The organism is Amycolatopsis umgeniensis, from assembly GCF_014205155.1.
GTDB lineage: Bacteria > Actinomycetota > Actinomycetes > Mycobacteriales > Pseudonocardiaceae > Amycolatopsis > Amycolatopsis umgeniensis.
In genome coordinates this window covers 6950039-6966778 of sequence record NZ_JACHMX010000001.1, presented here as the reverse complement: position 1 = coordinate 6966778, position 16740 = coordinate 6950039, and the positions used below count along the sequence as shown (strand labels likewise).

Genomic DNA, 16740 nt, shown 5'->3' with positions numbered 1-16740 from the left:
TATTCACCCGGCCGATAAATGCCGCCGCGAATACACAGTCAGGGAAAAGAAACAAAACTGCTGGTTCAGTTGGGAACGCCGCCCGGGCTATCCGGTGCCCAAGGCTTGAGCTTCGGCGACCCGGAAGGACGCGGCCGCACTGGTGGTCATGTCCGGGAACGTGCCCGACGCCCCGGCACCCGACCACGTGATCCGCCACGACACCGTCGCCACGGCAGGAAACCGCTCGCCCGGCGCACCAGCCGACGAACGCTGATAGGTGTGGCCACAATCGGGGGACGCCGCCCGCGGATCTCCGTGGGCGGGGAATGGGGTGCCCGGGCCAGCACAGGGCACGGTGCTGCCATCGCCCATGGCCCAGGACACCGAGGTCGGGGTCGCGGTCGCGGTGACCGACACCCCGGGAACCGAAGCCGTCGCCGACTGCGGCCGCCACATCGCCCGGTCCAACCACAGCCACGTCGGCAGCTGCACCAGCTGGGTCCCAGCCGGGCTTGAGCCAATCACCGGACTCGGCAACCGCAGCTGCGACCGCGCCTGCTCGGCCAATTCTTCTGGCGAGGGCAGCGGCGCGGCACCCGGTGCCTGACCATCGGGAATCCATACCGGCGCCCGGTAGAGCGCGTCCCGCTGCCCCTGACCGGAACACTGATAGACGTACCACGCGCCGCCCGTACCTGGCCCTTGTGCCAGCGCCACATCTTGGGGCCGCGGACGGACCAGCGACACGAACTGCACCCCACCAGAACCCCAGCGGCGTTGGCGGAAGCGGATCGTCTGCACACCGTTCGCCGGTGGCTGGTAGTTACTGCGCACGTACGAGCAATCGGCTTGGTTGCCGTTGCCGTCGACGATTCGATCGCCTGGCGGTGGCGGTGGCGGGGCCGTGCCGTTGCCCCCAGCCTGCGATTTCGGCACACCAGGTTTCAGGGCTGAGCCCGGTCGCGGGGTGGGGCGCCCGCCTCGCCCTGCGTTGAGGTCACAGTAAGGCGAGGGATCGTTGCTGCAGTCGACACTGCCCCAGCCACCGGCTAGGGCCGGTGTTGTCGCGCAGAGGAACAACGCGAAAGCGAGGCCGGCGGTTGTACCCGCTCTCCCTAACATGTTCCTACGTCCTGAATCGCGAAGTCGGTAATTTTCCAGGACCCATCGACCGCTTTTTTCGCCATGGCGTTGATGTGCCGACGCCCTCCCGGGCTGTCGTTAGCCGGCTGGCCGTCGTCCGCACGGTATTTGATCCAGCGGCTGTCATCGCCGCAGTCCACAATGTTCACCGTGGTCGGATTGTCGTCAGGTTCAACGGATTCGACCGTGGGGGCGTTCTCCGGCTTCCCCTTGGTGAAGAGCCCGTTGTAGTGATCGGCATACAAGCCACGAGAGATCTTCGACAGGGCTTCAGCTGTCGCATTTTGGACCAATTTCGGCGATTGCCAGTCCGAGGTCGTCGCGGCCTCGGCCATGTCGCTCCACATACCCAGGTAGGCGGCAGTGGCCTTCTGCTTGGCGATGTCGGCGGGCGAGGCGGCTGTCGTGTTGGGGGCGAGCGGCGATGCTGGCGTCGAGGAAGTTGGGGTTGCACCCTTGTCCGAGCTGCAGGCGCTCAAGCCAAGTCCGGCCGCGGTGGCGAGGACGGCCATGGCGAGGCGGGTGCTGCGGTAGTGGGTCATTACGGTCCCCCGTTTCAACGACGATCGCAGATCAGCATGTGCGAGCCACACCGCCGTGACGCTCCACTGCGACGGGTTCGCCTCATGACCGACTTTCGTGGTGATGGTGCTCCTGGCAGCAGGTCTCGCGTGAAGTTCACCCGTTGGTTTGAGAGCTGGCCGGTCGGAAGATCGGGCGGGCAGGATGGCGTACAAGGTGATTCTGCGAGGGGCGGAGGAGTCGTGCAGCTGACGGCGAGCAGCTGGTGGTGGAGCGGCAGCGCTGCCGTCGGCCTGGTGCTCGGTGCGGTGGCAAGCGGGATCACGCGCCGGTTCCTGCAACATGAGCGGACACTGGCCGAGGCGTGGTGGTTCGGCGCGGTGCTCACGGCCGTCGCCCTGGGGTTGTTGGGCTGGCGCGTGGGAGCCCGTGCCGAACTCGCCGTCTATGGGTTCGTAGCCGTGCTTGCGATTCCCTTGACGGTAATCGACTGGTGCGAACACCGGCTGCCCCGGGCATTGATCTGGCCACAACTTGCCGGTGCCACGCTGGGGTTCGGCGTGCTGTGCTTGGTCCGCGACGACCCCGCCTCGGGTCTTCGAGCGCTTACCGCGCTCGTCGCGGCAGGTGGGATGTTCCTGATCCTCGCCGTGGCCACTGGCGGGGGTATTGGTGCCGGCGACGTCAGCGCCGCCGCGGTGGTCGGTCTGGTGACCGGTTGGATCGGCTGGGCCCAGGTCGTCGGAGCGCTGCTGACGGCTTCGCTGCTCGCGTTGGTCATGGTCGCTGCGCCCGGCCTCCGACGCCGTGATCAGGACGGCGCAACCGTGGTGCCGTTCGGGCCATGTCTCCTCGCGGGCGCCCTGGTCATGGTGCTGGCAAGCGGCTAGAACACCCCTCGCCAGGCGCAGTCGTTCCGGTGTCTGGTGCGCCATCGTTCTCCTCCTTGCCTGGCGACCCTCGTGACGGGATGAGGTCTTAGCGGTTGGCGTGTTTGAAGTGGGGGCCGGGGTGGCGCTTGAGGGGAGGGGCGCCACCCCGGCTGGTACTCCCGCCGGCCCCCCGACGAAATCGACGGAAGTGCTTATGGTGGAGCGGTTAGTTGGAGCGGCGTGGCGGGCCAAGCTAGGCGGCGAGCCTGGTCTCCCGCCACGCCGCGTCCGGGGACCGGTTCCCCGGAGCGTCAGAGCTATCGCCGCCGATCAGCAAGTCCAGGGTCGGCGACGACGGCTCTGACGGGTCTGGAGTCACGCCGGGCCGTAGTAACCCGGAATGCAGCGGGTGCCTCCGTTCCACCAGGCTCCGGTCACCCGCCATCTGATGACCGGTTGGACGTTGGTGGTCCCGGGGCCGACGCAGTAGTGGAAGAGGTTGCCCAAGAAATCCTCGACGTCCAGCATCACGGTGGAGCCCGTACCGCCGTCGCAGTGCCGGTACTTTCCCCAGCCGAGATACCCGCATCCCTCGCTGACGGTGACAGGACCACGAGAGGCTGAGTCTCTTGCTGTGGCGGCGTTTGCCGTCGCACCCGATCCTGCGACGGCGAGCGCGGCCACCGCTCCGGCGAGGCCATATCGAATGGCCCGAGTTCGCAAAATAGTAGTCATTTTCCAATCCTCAGAGTCGATGGTTAATCGAAAGACTTTGATTCAATCCGAAAGAGCGTTCGAGCACTTCTGCCAACTACTATCCACTGCGGCGATCCGACCGGAAACCTTCAGGCGAACACAAAGCTGTGCTCATTTTGTGCCAATCTTGTCCTCTGTTTGTCATGACCGATATGATGTTCATTAAGCATGGAGGCAAGACAGGTAACCGAGCGCATTGCGCCGTGTTAAACAGACGAGCCCAGCCAGATCAATGCCGGGCTGGACTCGCGTCGACTGTCACGAATCTCGCTTCAGGGAAGGGCTTTCTGCTGCGCCAGCAAGGCGATACGAGCGCGGACGTCAGTTCCCTGGGGGTCGCGAAGGCCGTCGAGGATGCGCACGGCTTGACTGTAGGCATCCCGAGCCGCAGCTATTTCTCCGAGTTCGGTGAATGTTTCAGCGCGGGCAACATGAGTTTGCGCTTGAGCCCAACAGTCGCGCCCCGTAGGCCGGAGGGCAAGGGCGGCGTCAAATTCTGCCAGCGCGGGCCGGAGGGCATGACGCTGGCGAAGCATGAGACCGCGATGGTGGTGCACAGATCCCAGCAGGGGTTTTGAGGCAAGTTCGCGCGCCTGGGCAAGTGCGGCCGCGGCGCTGATGTCCGCTCTCGCGGTGTCACTCAGTCGCTGATGAACCGGGGCCGCCATACTCAAGGCGAGGACGGCTCCGAACGTGCAGTCGGCCGAGAGGAACAGCTGTTCGGCCCGGGCGAACGTGTCCCGCGCCTCCTCCAGGCGATTGAGCGCCACGAACGTTGAAGCCGTGCCCAAGGTGGTCCAAGCGCGACATCCGTCGTCTGTGTCGTCGCAGTGCGCTTGGGCTGCTTGCTCGAAGCGGTCCAATGCTTCGTGATCGCGACCGAGTTCATGCAGAGCCCAGCCGAGATTTTGCAGGCAGCGTACGACCCCAGCTGGGTTTTCCGCGGCGCGGGCGGCGTCAAGTCCGGCGGTGGCAAGCGTGAGCCACGCGGTCCAGTCTTTCGATAAATGAAAGTAAGGCAGGAAGGCAGTGGCGAGCTGCCACAGCGCGTCTCCCGCCGAGACACTGCGACCAGAGCGAACGAGGTTGATCACGGTAGCCGCTTCCGTTGCGCACCAGCTCATCGCGGCGTCATGATCGCCGGCAAAGGTCGCGGGCCGGAATCCGATCTTCTCACGCAAGGGCGCCTGCCGGCCGAGCCATCCTGGCATGAGCACCGCACTGGCCGCAGCCGCGGAGCTGGCATACCAGCGGATGACACGGTCACGGGCGCGTTCAACTTCGGCTAGCGGTTCGCCGACGAGCCCGTGCAGGTAGGCGTATGCCCGAGTCAGCGGGCTCATCCTGATCCGGCCCGCCGACGTCTCCTCGATCAGATAGGCGCGCCGCAGCGCCGAGAGCGCGTCACTGGCCACCTCTTCGTCTACCGCGGCGAGCGCTGCGATACCGGCGGGAACGATGTCGCGTACTGGACTGATACCCAGGAGCCTGAACAGTCGCGCGGACCGGGGCGGCAGTGCGAGGTAGGAGAGATCGAGGGTGCCGTGGAGGTTGACTTCTCGATCCGACGATGTGAAGGCGTCGAGTACGCGATTTTCGTCGGTGAGTTCTGCGGCCAGACGTTGAAGCGTGGACGTGCGCCGCCGCGCGAGTTGCTCCGCCGCGATAGAGATAGCCATCGGGAGGCCACCGCAGGTCTCGACGACCAGGTCTGCGGAAACAGGATCCGCGTCCACGCGGGCGTCGCTGGTTCGTTTCCGGAGCAGGGTCAGCGATTCTTGTTTGTTCAGCGGCGGCACGAAGAGGCGAAGTCCACCGGTCTTCATCAGCAGGGCGTCTTGGTGTTCCCGACTTGTGGTCAGAACGACGCTTCCTACGCCGGGCAAAAGGTCTTTGACCTGCTCGTAGCTGCCGATGTTGTCGAGTACCACGATGGCCGGGCGCCGCGAGAGCAGCGATCGATAGTACGCGGCTTTTTCCGGCAACGGCGCTTCCAGCTGTGCAGCATCGGCGCCCAGAGTGCGAAGAAAGCCGTCCAACGTCGATTCCGATGTGAGAGGTCGACCCGGCGCTAGCCCCCGCAGGTCAGCGAAAAGGCAGCCTCCGGGATAGCCGTGGACTGCGTTCGCGGCCCACTGGACTGCCAGGGCCGTCTTGCCGACCCAGTACTCGCCCTCGATCGCGACCAGGACGGCCCCATTACGCTTCCCGACAGCCACGTCGATTCGCCGCAGCTGCTCAGCACGCCCTACGAAGTCTGGAACCGTGGCAGGCAACTGCATGGGGCGAATCGGAGCGTTTTCGCCGACCCTCTGCTGCTTTGCCAACCACTCAAGCTCACCCCCGGCGCTGAGGGCACGGTCGATCTCGCTCACCGCCGCCGGCAGCAACGGACGCCAGCCGTGGAGCATCTTCGACAGGTAGCTGGCGCTGTAGCTCGTCATACCGGCTAGCTGGCCGAGCGTCACTCCCCGCTCGCGGCGCCATCTCTCGACCGCCGCCGCAAAACTGTTGATATTCCTCAAGGCGCCTCCCCGCGCTTCACTGCCTGCCGCCCCCACAATCGAGCGAGGCGGGCGCGTAATACTGGGCGGGGACCCGGGAGTCAGCCTGTGTTGCCACGATGTCGTTGATACGTTCGGACGATGTGCCCGCGAGGCACGTTCCCCGCACGAGCTCGTTCCGATATAGTGGAATGATCAAGGTCGAGAGTACGTAAGAGTGGATCGCGAGTCAACCATTTCGGACAAGGGCGGCATGAGATCCGATATTCCGGACTGGCCGCACGGAGGGGTGCACGGTGTCCGAACCTGGCCACGACATGCACAGCGCATCGGGGAATGAGGCTGCTGGCGAGCCGTTCGCCGTGCTGCTGCGGCGCTTGATCGGTCTGAGGAAGCTCCCGGACGGCAGACCGTACACCGTCGCTGACGTGGACAAGGACCTCAACCGCGATCAGAAGCGGATCTCCAAGAGTCATTTGTACGGGCTGGTCAACGGCACCAGTGAACCAAGCCTGGAGGTCACCCAGACCCTCGCCGACTACTTCGGCGTGGAGCTGGAGTACTTCGGGAAGGGAACACGAGCACGCGCCCTGCAAAACCAGTACGCGCTGCTGGAGAAGCTTTCACACGAGGGCGTACAAGAAGTCGCGTTCCGCGCAAGCGAGCTCTCGGGCGACCAGCTGCGGAGCGTATTGGACTTCATTGAGTTCCAGACCAGCCGAAAGGACGACCCAGATAACACGTCTGGGTGACGTCGAAGTCGCTTCCCCGATGTGACCTGGTCTTTCTGCGACGATGCGGTTGGGTGATCAACAACGGACTGGGAGGGCCGTCGTGAGGAACCTTCCTTCAGTTGTCCGTCGCGAGTGGCGGGTGATGCGTTTGCGGCGAGACCTTCGTAGGCAGCTAGCCGCAGCGAAGATCGAGGGGCCAACGCCCATGACCGAGGTGTGCGAGCGCCTCGGTCGGTTGCGCGGCAAGCCGATCCGGTTGATGTTGATGCCCATGGATGTGCCCGGTCCGTTCGGGCTGTGGTTGAGCACGGCCGCCGCGGACTTCATCGTGGTGCAGAGAGTCGGTACCACGTGGTTACACCGCGAGCACATCATCGCCCACGAGCTCGGGCATCTTCTCGCGGACCATCCGACAGATACCGGTGACGACTCGGTGTGGCGGGAGCTCATGCCCGACATTCCCATCGAGATGATCCGTGGTGCGCTGAGGCGCACTACTTACGACAACAGGTTCGAGGAGGAAGCCGAAACTCTCGCCACCGTGCTGCTCGAGGCCACGGCGAAGGCGCAATCGGTCACTCTTCCCGGCTATTCGCCTCGTGCTCGGCGGGCACAGACGGCGCTGGGTGACCCGATCGATCTGCTATGAACCTGACCCAGTTCCTGATCCTCGTGCTGGCCTGGTTCCTGTATCGGCTGGCGAAGTCGCCGCGCAACCCGGCGTTGTGGGCTGTGGTCGCGTGTATCGCCTTCCACCTGTTGGGGTCCACCACCGGCATCGTCTACTTGCGCGTGCTCTTCGGCGAGCTGCCGACCTCCAGCACCGTCAAGCTCGTCATGAACCTCGCCCTGAACATCTCGCGGTACGCGCTGATGCTGTTCTTCCTGCTGTCTGCGGGCGGAACCCGGCGGCGCGCGCAGATCGAAGGCGCGGTCCTCGGAGTCGTGTGCGCTGCGATAACCACAGCAATTCTCGTCCTGCCGCCAGAATTACGAGACAAGGCCTACCCGACCAGCGGCTCGCTCCCCAACACTATGTCCGCCCCCGGCGTCGCCCCCTTCTATCTCATCGGCGGCGCCTACACGATCTACGCCACGATCCAGACCGCCCGCTGGGCCCTGCGTTACGCCAACGAATCCCAGCACCGCGCCCGGCTCGGCCTCCGTATCGCCGCAGCAGGCCTCGGGTTCACCGCGACGGCGACAGCGGCACGTACCGTTGTCACGATCGTGCGCTGGACCGGTCATCCCGGCTACGGCGGCGACCTCATGGCCGTCACCAACCGGCTGGTCCCCATCGGGACCTTCCTCTTCTTGGCCGGCGTGCTGTACGTCGGGCTCGCCGCACGACTGTCCGCCCTCCGTGTCTGGCTGCGACACCGGCGGACCTACCACGAGCTACGTCCGCTGTGGGAACCGCTCCACATGGCGTTTCCCGAGGGCCAGCTCGACCGCGCTCCCACCCACCGATGGTTCGACCGCATCAGCCCATGGCGCATCGGCCACAAATACTGGCGACGCGTCATCGAGATTCGCGACGGTCTCCTCCAGATCAGCCCCCACCTCGTCGACCTCGGCTACGACACAGGGCGCCCGGCCGAGCAGCAAGCCGACACGATCCGAAGAGCGGTCGAACGACAGCGGGCGGGAACGGCGCCCCAGGCCAGGACAGCCCTCACTGTCGCAGAACCCAGTACCACCAACATAAACGACGATGTGAACCAGCTCGTCCGCCTCTCACAGGCCCTGGCCCAGAAAGGTAGTCCGTGACCACCCCACCGAAGACCGAGATCCGCGACCGCAACTCTTCAGCACTCAGCAAGATCCGCGCCAGCGAACCGAAACCATACGAGGAGAAGACCTATGTCCTGCGAGCACTGACCATCCCAGGCCGCTCAAGCGGACACCCACGAACGGTTCCCATAGCCGTTGTGCAATTCGACGGAACACACTACATCTGCGCGCCCGACCGCGGGCGCGACTGGGTCCAGAACCTCATCGCAGCCGAGCACTGTGACCTCGAAGGCGACCCCGAACCACGGCACCAAGCCGACCTCGTCGACGACGAGGCTGCGGCCGGTGCCGTCTATGCCTACCTTGCGAAACTCGGGAAGCCTTCGACGATGTGGCCCTTCCCGAGCGACGCCAGTCCCGAGGAGATCCACCGGCACCTCGGCAACATCGCCGTGTTCCGGCTCAAGCCTCGCACCCCGTGACCCCCATGGAACAGGCTGGTGACGGTCGGCAGCTGCTGATCACCGCGTCCCAGGTACTTCGAGGCCCTCGCGGTGAACAAATCAGGGATGGTGCCGTTCTCGTCGAGGCAGGCACCATCGTGGTGGTCGGCCCCCGTCGCACTGTTGAGCAGCAGGCCCAGCCCACCGCGGTCCACTCCGACTATCCAGGTTGCACGGTGCTGCCGGGATTGATCAATTGCCACGTCCACCTGGCTTTCGACGGCGGCCCCGACCTCGTCAGCACAGTCCGTGAGACGCCCGACGATGCCTTACTCGACGGAATGGCCAAGCGGGCAAGACAACTGCTCTACTCCGGCGTGACCACCGTCCGGGACCTCGGCGACCGCGACGGGCTGGCCATCCACCTCCGCGACAGAGTGAACCGCGGCAAAGAGATCGGCCCACGAATCGTTGCCGCCGGCCCGCCGATCACACCACCACGAGGTCATTGCTGGTTTCTCGGCGGCGAAGCCGAAGGCGAACAACAGCTGCGGCAACGGGTGCAGCACAACGCCGACATGGGTGCCGACGTCATCAAAGTCATGGCCTCCGGCGGGCAGATCACCCCGAACTCGCCGCCGATGTGGCAAACCCAGTTCACAGAGAACGACCTGAAGATCGTCGTCGACCAAGCCAGTCGCCTCCGGCTCCCCGTCGCCGCACACGCACACGGCACTCACGCGATCCAGGCAGCGGTCAACGCTGGCGTCGCCACGATCGAGCACTGCACGTGGCTACAGGACGGCGGAGGCGGCTACGACACCCAGGACGCTGTGGCACGCACGATGGCCGAGCGCGGCATCTACGCCTGCGTTGCATGGCCTCCCGACTGGCAAGGTTTCATGGCGCGACTAGGAGCTGAAAGAGCCGACATGGTCGTCAACAGGTTCCAATGGATGGCCCGAGTTGGTATACCCCTCATCCCCGGGACCGACGCAGGCCTACCTCGCTCAGGCTTCACCGACTTCGCCGAGGCACTCAAGCTCTACACTCACGTCGGCTACACAGCAGACCAGGTCATCGAAATGGCCACTACAACGAGCGCGCAGGCCCTCGGCCTAAACCGTGTCGGTCAGATCACAGCAGGCCACAGCGCTGACATCCTGATCGTCGAGGGCGACCCGACGACCAACCTCGACTCCTTGAGTCAGCGTCAGGAAATACTGATGCGGGGCATTCCAACGATGAAATAGGGAACCCAACCAAAGATAATCTACCTTTACCGTCGCACCCGAAGCCTTACACAGTTCGACCAAATTCAGCGTATTGCACTGAACCGTCTAGAAGCGCTCGATGCGCTACTTCAACTCGGCGAGCCATCGACGGACGAAGACGTTGCTTGGCAGCATCAGCGTAGAGGAACTCAAATCGACCGACCTCGTCGGTCGCTGGCCGAATCGCCAGAATTTGTTCATCGCTCAGGACGCCACCGTCGAAGATGAGCTGGATGCTGTCACGCCAGACTCCGTGAGTCGGCATCCAGTCGATGAGCAGTAGTCCGCCGATCTGCAGGTCGATGCCGAGTTCTTCACGAACCTCGCGATAGCAAGCGGCTCGCGGCGATTCCTCATCCTCGGTCAGACCTCCGGGAATGTCGAGGAATGGCTTGTAGGTCGGCGAGATGAAGAGCACACGTCCCGCACCGTCACGGATGAGCACGCCTGCGGCCACATTCTTTCGAGGCAGACGCCCCGCAATACCGGGGTTGAACTCGACCTCCGGGTCGCCTTCGTCCTGCAAGTCATGCCCGAAGACTGCGTGATCGCCGCAGTGGTTTGGCTGCTCATGCCTCAAGGTGCCTCACTTGGTAGGAGCGGCCACCCGTGTCGGTCAACTCGCACACAGGCCACAGCAGCTGACGCCCTTCAAGCTGGCTGAGCAAGTCGCGAACGATGTGATGCGAGCGCTTCGAGTCGGCGACCGCAGCGGCTTCGGCCGCCATCGTGCCATAGTGAGCGTGTTGCCCCACATCCTGTTCGAGCAGCGCCGCCGCGACTCGATGCTCAGTGGCGAAGTCCCACGGTCCTGAAGGTACGGTTCCACCGCTCGAATATTTCCTAGCTTACGCCAAGTACCCGATCATTTAATCGAAGGGGATCCAAACACTGCAACAACGTTTCAAAATGCCGACCATGTCCATGGACGATCAATTTTACCCATCAGACAAGATACTCGATAACGCGCTTGCTCAGCGGCTTTTGAGCTCGCGCCGGCTTTCCTCAGAACAAAAGCAGTCCAGCGCAATTCTCTAATTGCAGCGAAAGTTCGATATCCTGGCCAGACTGTCATATCATAGCCGCCATAAGCAGCGACGAAAGCGTGGTAATCAGCCTCGGTGATCCGCGCGAAGTCCGTGTACTCGACTGCCAGAGAGACAAGGTCCCATTCGCGAGGCCCGACTCCTAGTTGGTCGAGATCCAACAACACCGGGCCCCCGCCTCCCATAGGGACGACGACGTTGCCCTGCCAGGCGTCCCCGTGTATTACCGTGAGAGGAACGCTCGGTGCCAGCTCCCGATAATCCAAGCTTAGTTGTTCGACCAGACCTCTAAGCCACGCTCGCTCTTCGTCCGGCAAAACGAATCCACCGTCGATGGAGGCACCCAGACTGTCGAGGGGGTCCACGGTGGGAAGAGGCAGCTCCTCAGGTACAGCCAAGTTGTGGAGCTGCCTCAGTGTTGAGCCGAGTTCGGCTGGGGTGGCGTGGCGGTGCTCCGGTAGTTCGACCCACCACGTGACAGGTCGATCTCCAACGGCAGTGGGCTGTTCGATGTTGTCGACGGTGCGGACAACGGTAATGCCAGCTTCAGCAAGCCAGTGCGAAGCTTGGATCTGACGTTCCGCGACAAGCTGGGAGCCAGGAGGCCCGATCCGGGCAACGACACCGCCAGTCAGTCGGTAGAGGACGTTCGTTCCGTCACGGATCAGAGTTGCTCCGGCTGTCGCCACGTTTGCTCGTTCACCGGCCACCTCCAGAATAGTCCGCGAGTCTTGCATTGACAAAAGCCGGTGGTTGGGCGCATCAGACATCGGAAGAACCGGATGCTATGAGTTCTGAAAGGTCGACCACGTCGGGTATCGCATGATGTCGTTTGCATGCCCGGGCCAGTTTGACGAGTTCCTCGTCCATCCGGCGAGAATGCAACATCGTGGCGTCATCGAAGGCTTGTCGACCGATGAGCACGGCTTCGCGGGGATCTCCGATGGTCATGTGCAAGGTAGCCAGGCGCGCCCTGGAGAACGCTCGCGAGCGCGGATAGGCGTCGCTGTGCAGTCGAATCGCAGAGGCAAGTCGTTCGGCGGCATCCCCCGGCTGCTCTTCCGCCATGGCGAGCGGGGTAAGTGCTCGCGCGGTGCTACCCGCGTGTTCGGCTTCGTCGTAGTAGACCAGCCAAGGCGGATCGGACTCCGGCTGCCGTTGCGCAAGGAACGAGTCCGCGCGATCCACGTCAGCTCGCGCTTCGAGGTGGCGGCCCAACATCGCCAACAACCGGGCCCGGACTACGCCGATCATGGCACGTGCTGTAGCGGTCAACCGATCCGTTCGTACGTGAGCGAACTCGATCAAGGACAATGCTTCGTCCAGATTGTCGAGATACATGGCTTGGCGTGCCATGTCGGCGAGAGTCGCGGCACGTAATTCCCACGATCCGCCCTGCTCGGCGCACCATAAACCAAAGCGAAAGCATCGAGCCGCCGCGTCGTGGTCTCCGACGTCGAAAGCCGAGAACGCCACCACTCCCGCGAGGTTCCCGACGGCCTCGAGCATGCCCGCTTCGACGGCTCGGCTGGCTCGTGCACTCAACAGGTTGCCGACCCATCGCAGATGAGCGGCCCCAGCTTCACCGGCCATGCCCCCGCCATAGAGGTTCTCGCTAGCGGCCAGGCTGCTGGTCATTAACTTGACCTGCTCGACCTCGGTCCATCCGATCTGCCGCGGCGGCTTCACTGTCAAGGTGAGCGACTTGAGGAACTCTGTGGGCGCCGAACTTATGTCGAGGCTTCCAGCGTGGTCATACGCGACTGAGGTCGCAGAGGTACGCGGACTCGCCATTGGCGGGGCCTGTTGGACTCGGCCCCTGTCGTCTGCCCTGCGACCGGCTGCAACAAGGTCCTGTGAACCGCGAGCTGGAACTTGCCCGAGAAGTGCGTTCAACTCGTCAAGGGAGACAGCCAGCGCTTTCGCGATTCGCGGACGCCGCCACGACTGAGGCGTCATTACGCCCCGTTCCCACCGCCCAACGGTGGAGAACTCCACTCCGGCCGCCTCGCCGAAGCTCTCCTGAGTAAAGCCCATCGCCTCACGTCGAGCCGCAAACGCCTCCCGGTTGGAACCCATACTGCCTACCTCGCTGCCTGATTCAGCCACCAGCCTGGTTGACGAGTAAGCCGCGCCGAATGTCTGCCAATGCCGTCAAATGCTCAAGCGTGTTGTTCGATACGTTCAAAGATCTCGATATCCGTTGCCTTCTGCCAGTCGGGCAGGTCGCCCCAGTCCGCTACGTAGGACGACTTCGGGTTGGGGAAGTGCTTGTAAATCTGGCCGATCCAGCACAGCGCGACGAAGTGGCCTTTCTGGTCCGGAGTGAGTTTGGCGGTGGCACCACCGGTGGCCTCGATGAAGGCGAGGACTTGGTCGTACACGGCGGTCGCGGCGTCGCGTTCCCAGTCCGGGGTCTCGTCCCACGGAGTGATGTAGCCGGGCTTGGGTTCGCCAGGGTAGTGCTTGGTGACTCCGGCGATCCAGGCCTCGCGGAACACGCGGCCACGGTCATTCTGCTGCATCCTGTTTTCCTCCATCATGTGGCGCGATTGCCAACGAGTTCGGTGATCTCGACGTCGAGTTGCTGGATCGGCTGGTGGGTGAGCAAGGGAGCCAGATTCGGTTGAAGGCCGCGTAGCTTGCGGGCAATGACTCCGGAGCCGGTGTGGCGGGCGGTGGCCAGGGCGGCGTTGACGTAGGTAGCAACCCGGTCAGGATCGCGCCGGTGTACTCCGATCATCGCCAGGTCGGTGAGAACGCCGGCTTTGCGGCGGGCGGTCAGGTCACCGGTCAGCGCACCGGTCAGGGCGGTCTCGGCGAGGTCGTAGCGGCCTAGGGTGACGTAGCAGGTGCCGCGTTCCTCGGCCAGGCGGGAGCCGTCGAATCGGAGCCAACCACCGTTGTGGATCGGGCCCTTCATGTGCTGGACCTCGGCGGCCGTATCGAGTGCACGTTGGCAGGCATCGAGATCACCGAGACCGGCGAAAGTCTCTGCTTGCACTGCGGCGATCCATTGTCGGGTCGAGAGGGCAGGGTCGCCGCGGCGGGCCAGGCTGGAGGCCAGCTCGAGCAGCGGTTTGGCCTCGGCGAACCGTCGCTCGTATACCGCGATGAAGGCGTGTCTGGTTAACGCGCAGGCCCAGAGGTCGGAAGCGGTGGCTTCCCTGCTCGCTGTCGCCGCCAGGGTGTAGCAGTGGGCGGCTTCGGTGTACTGGTCGCCGTCGAAGGAGATCTCTCCAGCCAGTTGGTACAAGTCCGCGGTCAGTTCGCACAGCTGCCGTCGAACTCCTGGTGTTTGTGGTCGGCGTAAAGAGTCTGTAAGCACGTCAAGCTGGGTTCGAACCAGCGGTAGTACCTGCGCCTTGGTCGTTGACAGCGCGAACACACGCCACAGGTGAGAGTTGAATTGGGCGAACTCCGCGGCACTGGCGGCGTCCACCCTGCCGGTGTATGCCGCTGCGGTAAGTCGGTCGACATCGCCGGCAACTGCCTCGTCAGCAGGCAGCGCGAGCAACGCGCCCGTCACGCTGAACAAGCGCAGCAGATCTCGACGATTCATGTCGTCGGCCTCCGCAGGGTGGGGGTGGACGACATCAACGGTAGGAGCCTGTCGGGGCGGCGTGAGCAAGGCCCCTAACTCGGCGAGGCTCACGTTGAGCGCCTTGGCGATACGTGAGCGGCGGTACGGATGTGGGGTCAGGTCGCCCCGTTCCCAGCGTCCGACGGTGGAGAACTCCACTCCCACCGCCAACCCGAAGCTTTCCTGGGTGTAGCCCATCTGCTCGCGCCGGTCGGCGAAGGCATCTCGCCGGTCACCCATGAACATCACCTCGCCCGTTGGTCACTTGCCACGATAGCCAGCTATCGGTCAAGGCTGATCACCCTCTCTATGAGCTGCACCCGTTCGGACTACGAACCCTGGAGAGGCGTTTGCGCAGGTCAGGACTAGTGGCGCCTCATTGTCGCCTCATAGCCGCCTCATGATCGCCTCGTTGACGCTCTGGCTGTCGTTGATCACCGAGCGTTGACTGGCTTCGCTCCGATCCGGATGAGCACCCGTCGCAGAGGTGGACACAACACAGCCGCTGGTCTGCGGATGAGGACTTTGCGCGCCGAGCAGCCCAAGCAGGGACACCCCGCGGTGGCCTGCGTGTTCGACGAGCCGGAATCGGTAAGTACCAGCACCCACCCAACCTGTGCAGAGGAATCGATTCCATGCCCCACCCGCACGATGCCGCCACTACGGCTCAGCTTCACACCGTCAGCGGCGTCGACTACGCCGACGTGTTCACCGCCGCTGCCGCGTGGTTCGCCGCGCCGGCCCAAGCCGACGTGGCGATATGGAGCCTTGAGCTCGACCAGCAAGGCCGGCTGTATTTCGAGTCCGACGAACGGCTCTATCTCGAAATATATTATCAGCGCTTTGACAAACCACACCTCCTACGGGGGGCACATTAACTGGGCAGCAAGCACGTCAATGCCGCTTTCCGTCCGCCAAGCACTGCAGTGCCCCAGACTTCGAGCAGGTCAGCGTGGGCAACGATCTATGAACGCCCTATCGACGATACATAGCCGCTCTGGACCGGGGCCTGATCCAGACGTTTAGCTAATGAGCACCCACGGATCGCTGCTACACCGGGGCCACGTACCGGCTTCACCGTGAGGCTTACGAGAACACTTGGCCAAAATCTGCGCGGATGTAAGTCCTACGCAGCAAACCAAATAGGGACTCGCTGAATATTGGAGTAATTATGCTCTTCCAGCGATTCGTGGCGCCACGCGCGTCGCGATACCCAAAGACTCAGCTCGCTGTGCCGTGTTTGTTCGTGCAGCCGGTGTGTCGACGGGAATGGAGCAGGGACACCGCGAGGTGGCTCCGCATGACGAACACCAGGCCCTGGTTCATCACGTGCCGTGAGGTGACTGATCGTGAACGGGCCCTGCGTGTTGTTATGCGCGACTCGGAGGTCGTGGTCGTGGTTCCCCCGGGGGAGATCACGGTCCCCGACCACGGGGCCGCTACCCAGGTCCGCTCTGCCGTCAAGCATGCCACCGAGGTGGCGGCCACGCCCGCGCCAGCTGTGTCTGGCGCCGTCACGACAACCAGCACGGCGAGCACGGTGGAGCAGAACCTCGGCTGGCTTCCCCTGACCGCCGAGGGGCGCCCTGCTCTGCCGTCATGTCGCGGCGGGACCACGACCCCGATGCCTGGTCCCGCCGCGATCCCCTCCGCCAGGGGTGAGGGCGCGTGATCCTTCTGATCATCACTGCGAGCGCCGCGCTGACGTTCATCTGTTGTCTGCTGCGGATGGCGTGGCGGCGACGGCAGCAGGCCGAGTCCGCCTATGCAGGTTCGCACCGCCGTGCGCCGCGCCAGCCTCCCAACCGAGTCCTGCGGTACGCGATCGCGACCGCCGGAACACACGGTCTCGGCCTGCTCAGGAAGGGCGAAGGCCCATGAGGCGGCCATGTCACACCGTGCCCGCCGCCGCCTTGCTTCGTCGGCTGGGTTGGCAGCACCGCCGGGTCGACTGCCGCGACGGCGACGGCCAGCGGTCCGCGCTGCACCTACGGCGGCGTACTTCCGCGGACGTCGAGATCGAGCTGCCGGGCGGGCGACTCGCCCGGTTGACCAACGTCGAGGCCGGGCAGCTCCGTGCGGCACTGCGCGACGTCCTGCTCGCGGATCAACCGTCGCACCGAGCGGGGGCCGCCTAGCCAGACCTC

At 64.1% G+C, this 16740-nt stretch carries 18 protein-coding genes; 9 read left to right on the top strand and 9 right to left on the bottom strand.

What is annotated here, in order from left to right; genetic code table 11:
* Positions 1 to 87 precede the first annotated feature (87 nt).
* Both HDA45_RS32445 and HDA45_RS32440 read right to left on the bottom strand, forming a co-directional pair.
* The gene (locus HDA45_RS32445; protein ID WP_246480862.1) at positions 88 to 729 is read right to left on the bottom strand and encodes a hypothetical protein; all 642 of its coding nucleotides are present in this window, start codon (positions 727 to 729) and stop codon (positions 88 to 90) included.
* Positions 730 to 1097: 368 nt separating this feature from the next.
* Positions 1098 to 1667: a hypothetical protein gene (locus tag HDA45_RS32440; protein WP_246480861.1), complete on the bottom strand. Its 570-nt coding sequence runs from the start codon at positions 1665 to 1667 to the stop codon at positions 1098 to 1100.
* A 222-nt stretch (positions 1668 to 1889) separates the two neighbouring features.
* On the opposite strand from HDA45_RS32440, the gene HDA45_RS32435 reads away from it, so the two are divergent.
* Positions 1890 to 2537: a prepilin peptidase gene (locus HDA45_RS32435; RefSeq protein WP_184901777.1), complete on the top strand. Its 648-nt coding sequence runs from the start codon at positions 1890 to 1892 to the stop codon at positions 2535 to 2537.
* 357 nt (positions 2538 to 2894) lie between these two features.
* On the opposite strand, the gene HDA45_RS42160 is transcribed toward HDA45_RS32435, so the two are convergent.
* Entirely contained in the window at positions 2895 to 3254 is a 360-nt protein-coding gene (locus HDA45_RS42160; protein ID WP_221471304.1) for a DUF6355 family natural product biosynthesis protein, read from the bottom strand.
* Between the two features lie 293 nt (positions 3255 to 3547).
* Entirely contained in the window at positions 3548 to 5800 is a 2253-nt protein-coding gene (locus HDA45_RS32430) for an XRE family transcriptional regulator (RefSeq protein ID WP_184901775.1), read from the bottom strand.
* Positions 5801 to 6075: 275 nt separating this feature from the next.
* On the opposite strand from HDA45_RS32430, the gene HDA45_RS32425 reads away from it, so the two are divergent.
* From HDA45_RS32425 to HDA45_RS32405, 5 genes are all read left to right on the top strand, one after another.
* Positions 6076 to 6531, top strand: a complete 456-nt coding sequence (locus tag HDA45_RS32425; protein WP_184901773.1) for a helix-turn-helix domain-containing protein — start codon at positions 6076 to 6078, stop codon at positions 6529 to 6531.
* Positions 6532 to 6718: 187 nt separating this feature from the next.
* The gene (locus HDA45_RS32420) at positions 6719 to 7162 is read left to right on the top strand and encodes a hypothetical protein (protein ID WP_184901771.1); all 444 of its coding nucleotides are present in this window, start codon (positions 6719 to 6721) and stop codon (positions 7160 to 7162) included.
* Entirely contained in the window at positions 7159 to 8283 is a 1125-nt protein-coding gene (locus HDA45_RS32415; protein ID WP_184901769.1) for an MAB_1171c family putative transporter, read from the top strand. Before HDA45_RS32420 ends, HDA45_RS32415 begins: the two co-directional genes overlap by 4 nt.
* On the top strand, positions 8280 to 8729 hold the full coding sequence (locus HDA45_RS32410; protein ID WP_184901767.1) for a nitroreductase family deazaflavin-dependent oxidoreductase: 450 nt from the start codon (positions 8280 to 8282) through the stop codon (positions 8727 to 8729). Before HDA45_RS32415 ends, HDA45_RS32410 begins: the two co-directional genes overlap by 4 nt.
* A gap of 5 nt (positions 8730 to 8734) precedes the next feature.
* Positions 8735 to 9943 carry an amidohydrolase family protein gene (locus tag HDA45_RS32405; protein WP_184906283.1) on the top strand — a complete coding sequence of 403 codons (1209 nt, stop codon included), beginning with the start codon at positions 8735 to 8737 and terminating at the stop codon, positions 9941 to 9943.
* A 46-nt stretch (positions 9944 to 9989) separates the two neighbouring features.
* On the opposite strand, the gene HDA45_RS32400 is transcribed toward HDA45_RS32405, so the two are convergent.
* The 5 genes from HDA45_RS32400 to HDA45_RS32380 form a co-directional block, all read right to left on the bottom strand.
* On the bottom strand, positions 9990 to 10544 hold the full coding sequence (locus tag HDA45_RS32400; RefSeq protein WP_184901765.1) for an NUDIX domain-containing protein: 555 nt from the start codon (positions 10542 to 10544) through the stop codon (positions 9990 to 9992).
* Positions 10545 to 10868: 324 nt separating this feature from the next.
* Entirely contained in the window at positions 10869 to 11780 is a 912-nt protein-coding gene (locus HDA45_RS32395; RefSeq protein ID WP_246480860.1) for a phosphotransferase enzyme family protein, read from the bottom strand.
* Positions 11773 to 13089, bottom strand: a complete 1317-nt coding sequence (locus HDA45_RS32390) for a helix-turn-helix domain-containing protein (protein WP_184901763.1) — start codon at positions 13087 to 13089, stop codon at positions 11773 to 11775. The genes HDA45_RS32395 and HDA45_RS32390 overlap by 8 nt, the downstream gene beginning before the upstream one ends.
* 83 nt (positions 13090 to 13172) lie before the next feature.
* Positions 13173 to 13550, bottom strand: a complete 378-nt coding sequence (locus tag HDA45_RS32385) for a hypothetical protein (protein ID WP_184906279.1) — start codon at positions 13548 to 13550, stop codon at positions 13173 to 13175.
* Entirely contained in the window at positions 13550 to 14833 is a 1284-nt protein-coding gene (locus tag HDA45_RS32380; RefSeq protein WP_184901761.1) for a helix-turn-helix domain-containing protein, read from the bottom strand. Before HDA45_RS32380 ends, HDA45_RS32385 begins: the two co-directional genes overlap by 1 nt.
* A gap of 395 nt (positions 14834 to 15228) precedes the next feature.
* On the opposite strand from HDA45_RS32380, the gene HDA45_RS32375 reads away from it, so the two are divergent.
* From HDA45_RS32375 to HDA45_RS32365, 3 genes are all read left to right on the top strand, one after another.
* Entirely contained in the window at positions 15229 to 15471 is a 243-nt protein-coding gene (locus tag HDA45_RS32375; protein WP_184901759.1) for a hypothetical protein, read from the top strand.
* Between the two features lie 790 nt (positions 15472 to 16261).
* Complete coding sequence (locus HDA45_RS32370) at positions 16262 to 16474, top strand: hypothetical protein (RefSeq protein WP_184901757.1); 213 nt, start codon at positions 16262 to 16264, stop codon at positions 16472 to 16474.
* Entirely contained in the window at positions 16471 to 16731 is a 261-nt protein-coding gene (locus tag HDA45_RS32365) for a hypothetical protein (protein ID WP_221471303.1), read from the top strand. Before HDA45_RS32370 ends, HDA45_RS32365 begins: the two co-directional genes overlap by 4 nt.
* Positions 16732 to 16740 lie beyond the last annotated feature (9 nt).

Bases quoted from the DNA above. Each gene is read 5' to 3' on its own strand.
- HDA45_RS32380 (WP_184901761.1), bottom strand. From the start codon at position 14,833: ATGGGTGACCGGCGAGATGCCTTCGCCGACCGGCGCGAGCAGATGGGC.
- HDA45_RS32395 (WP_246480860.1), bottom strand. From the start codon at position 11,780: ATGTCTGATGCGCCCAACCACCGGCTTTTGTCAATGCAAGACTCGCGG.
- HDA45_RS32365 (WP_221471303.1), top strand. From the start codon at position 16,471: ATGAGGCGGCCATGTCACACCGTGCCCGCCGCCGCCTTGCTTCGTCGG.
- HDA45_RS32390 (WP_184901763.1), bottom strand. From the start codon at position 13,089: ATGGGTTCCAACCGGGAGGCGTTTGCGGCTCGACGTGAGGCGATGGGC.
- HDA45_RS32405 (WP_184906283.1), top strand. From the start codon at position 8,735: ATGGAACAGGCTGGTGACGGTCGGCAGCTGCTGATCACCGCGTCCCAG.
- HDA45_RS42160 (WP_221471304.1), bottom strand. From the start codon at position 3,254: ATGACTACTATTTTGCGAACTCGGGCCATTCGATATGGCCTCGCCGGA.
- HDA45_RS32415 (WP_184901769.1), top strand. From the start codon at position 7,159: ATGAACCTGACCCAGTTCCTGATCCTCGTGCTGGCCTGGTTCCTGTAT.
- HDA45_RS32375 (WP_184901759.1), top strand. From the start codon at position 15,229: ATGCCCCACCCGCACGATGCCGCCACTACGGCTCAGCTTCACACCGTC.
- HDA45_RS32420 (WP_184901771.1), top strand. From the start codon at position 6,719: ATGACCGAGGTGTGCGAGCGCCTCGGTCGGTTGCGCGGCAAGCCGATC.
- HDA45_RS32440 (WP_246480861.1), bottom strand. From the start codon at position 1,667: ATGACCCACTACCGCAGCACCCGCCTCGCCATGGCCGTCCTCGCCACC.
- HDA45_RS32385 (WP_184906279.1), bottom strand. From the start codon at position 13,550: ATGGAGGAAAACAGGATGCAGCAGAATGACCGTGGCCGCGTGTTCCGC.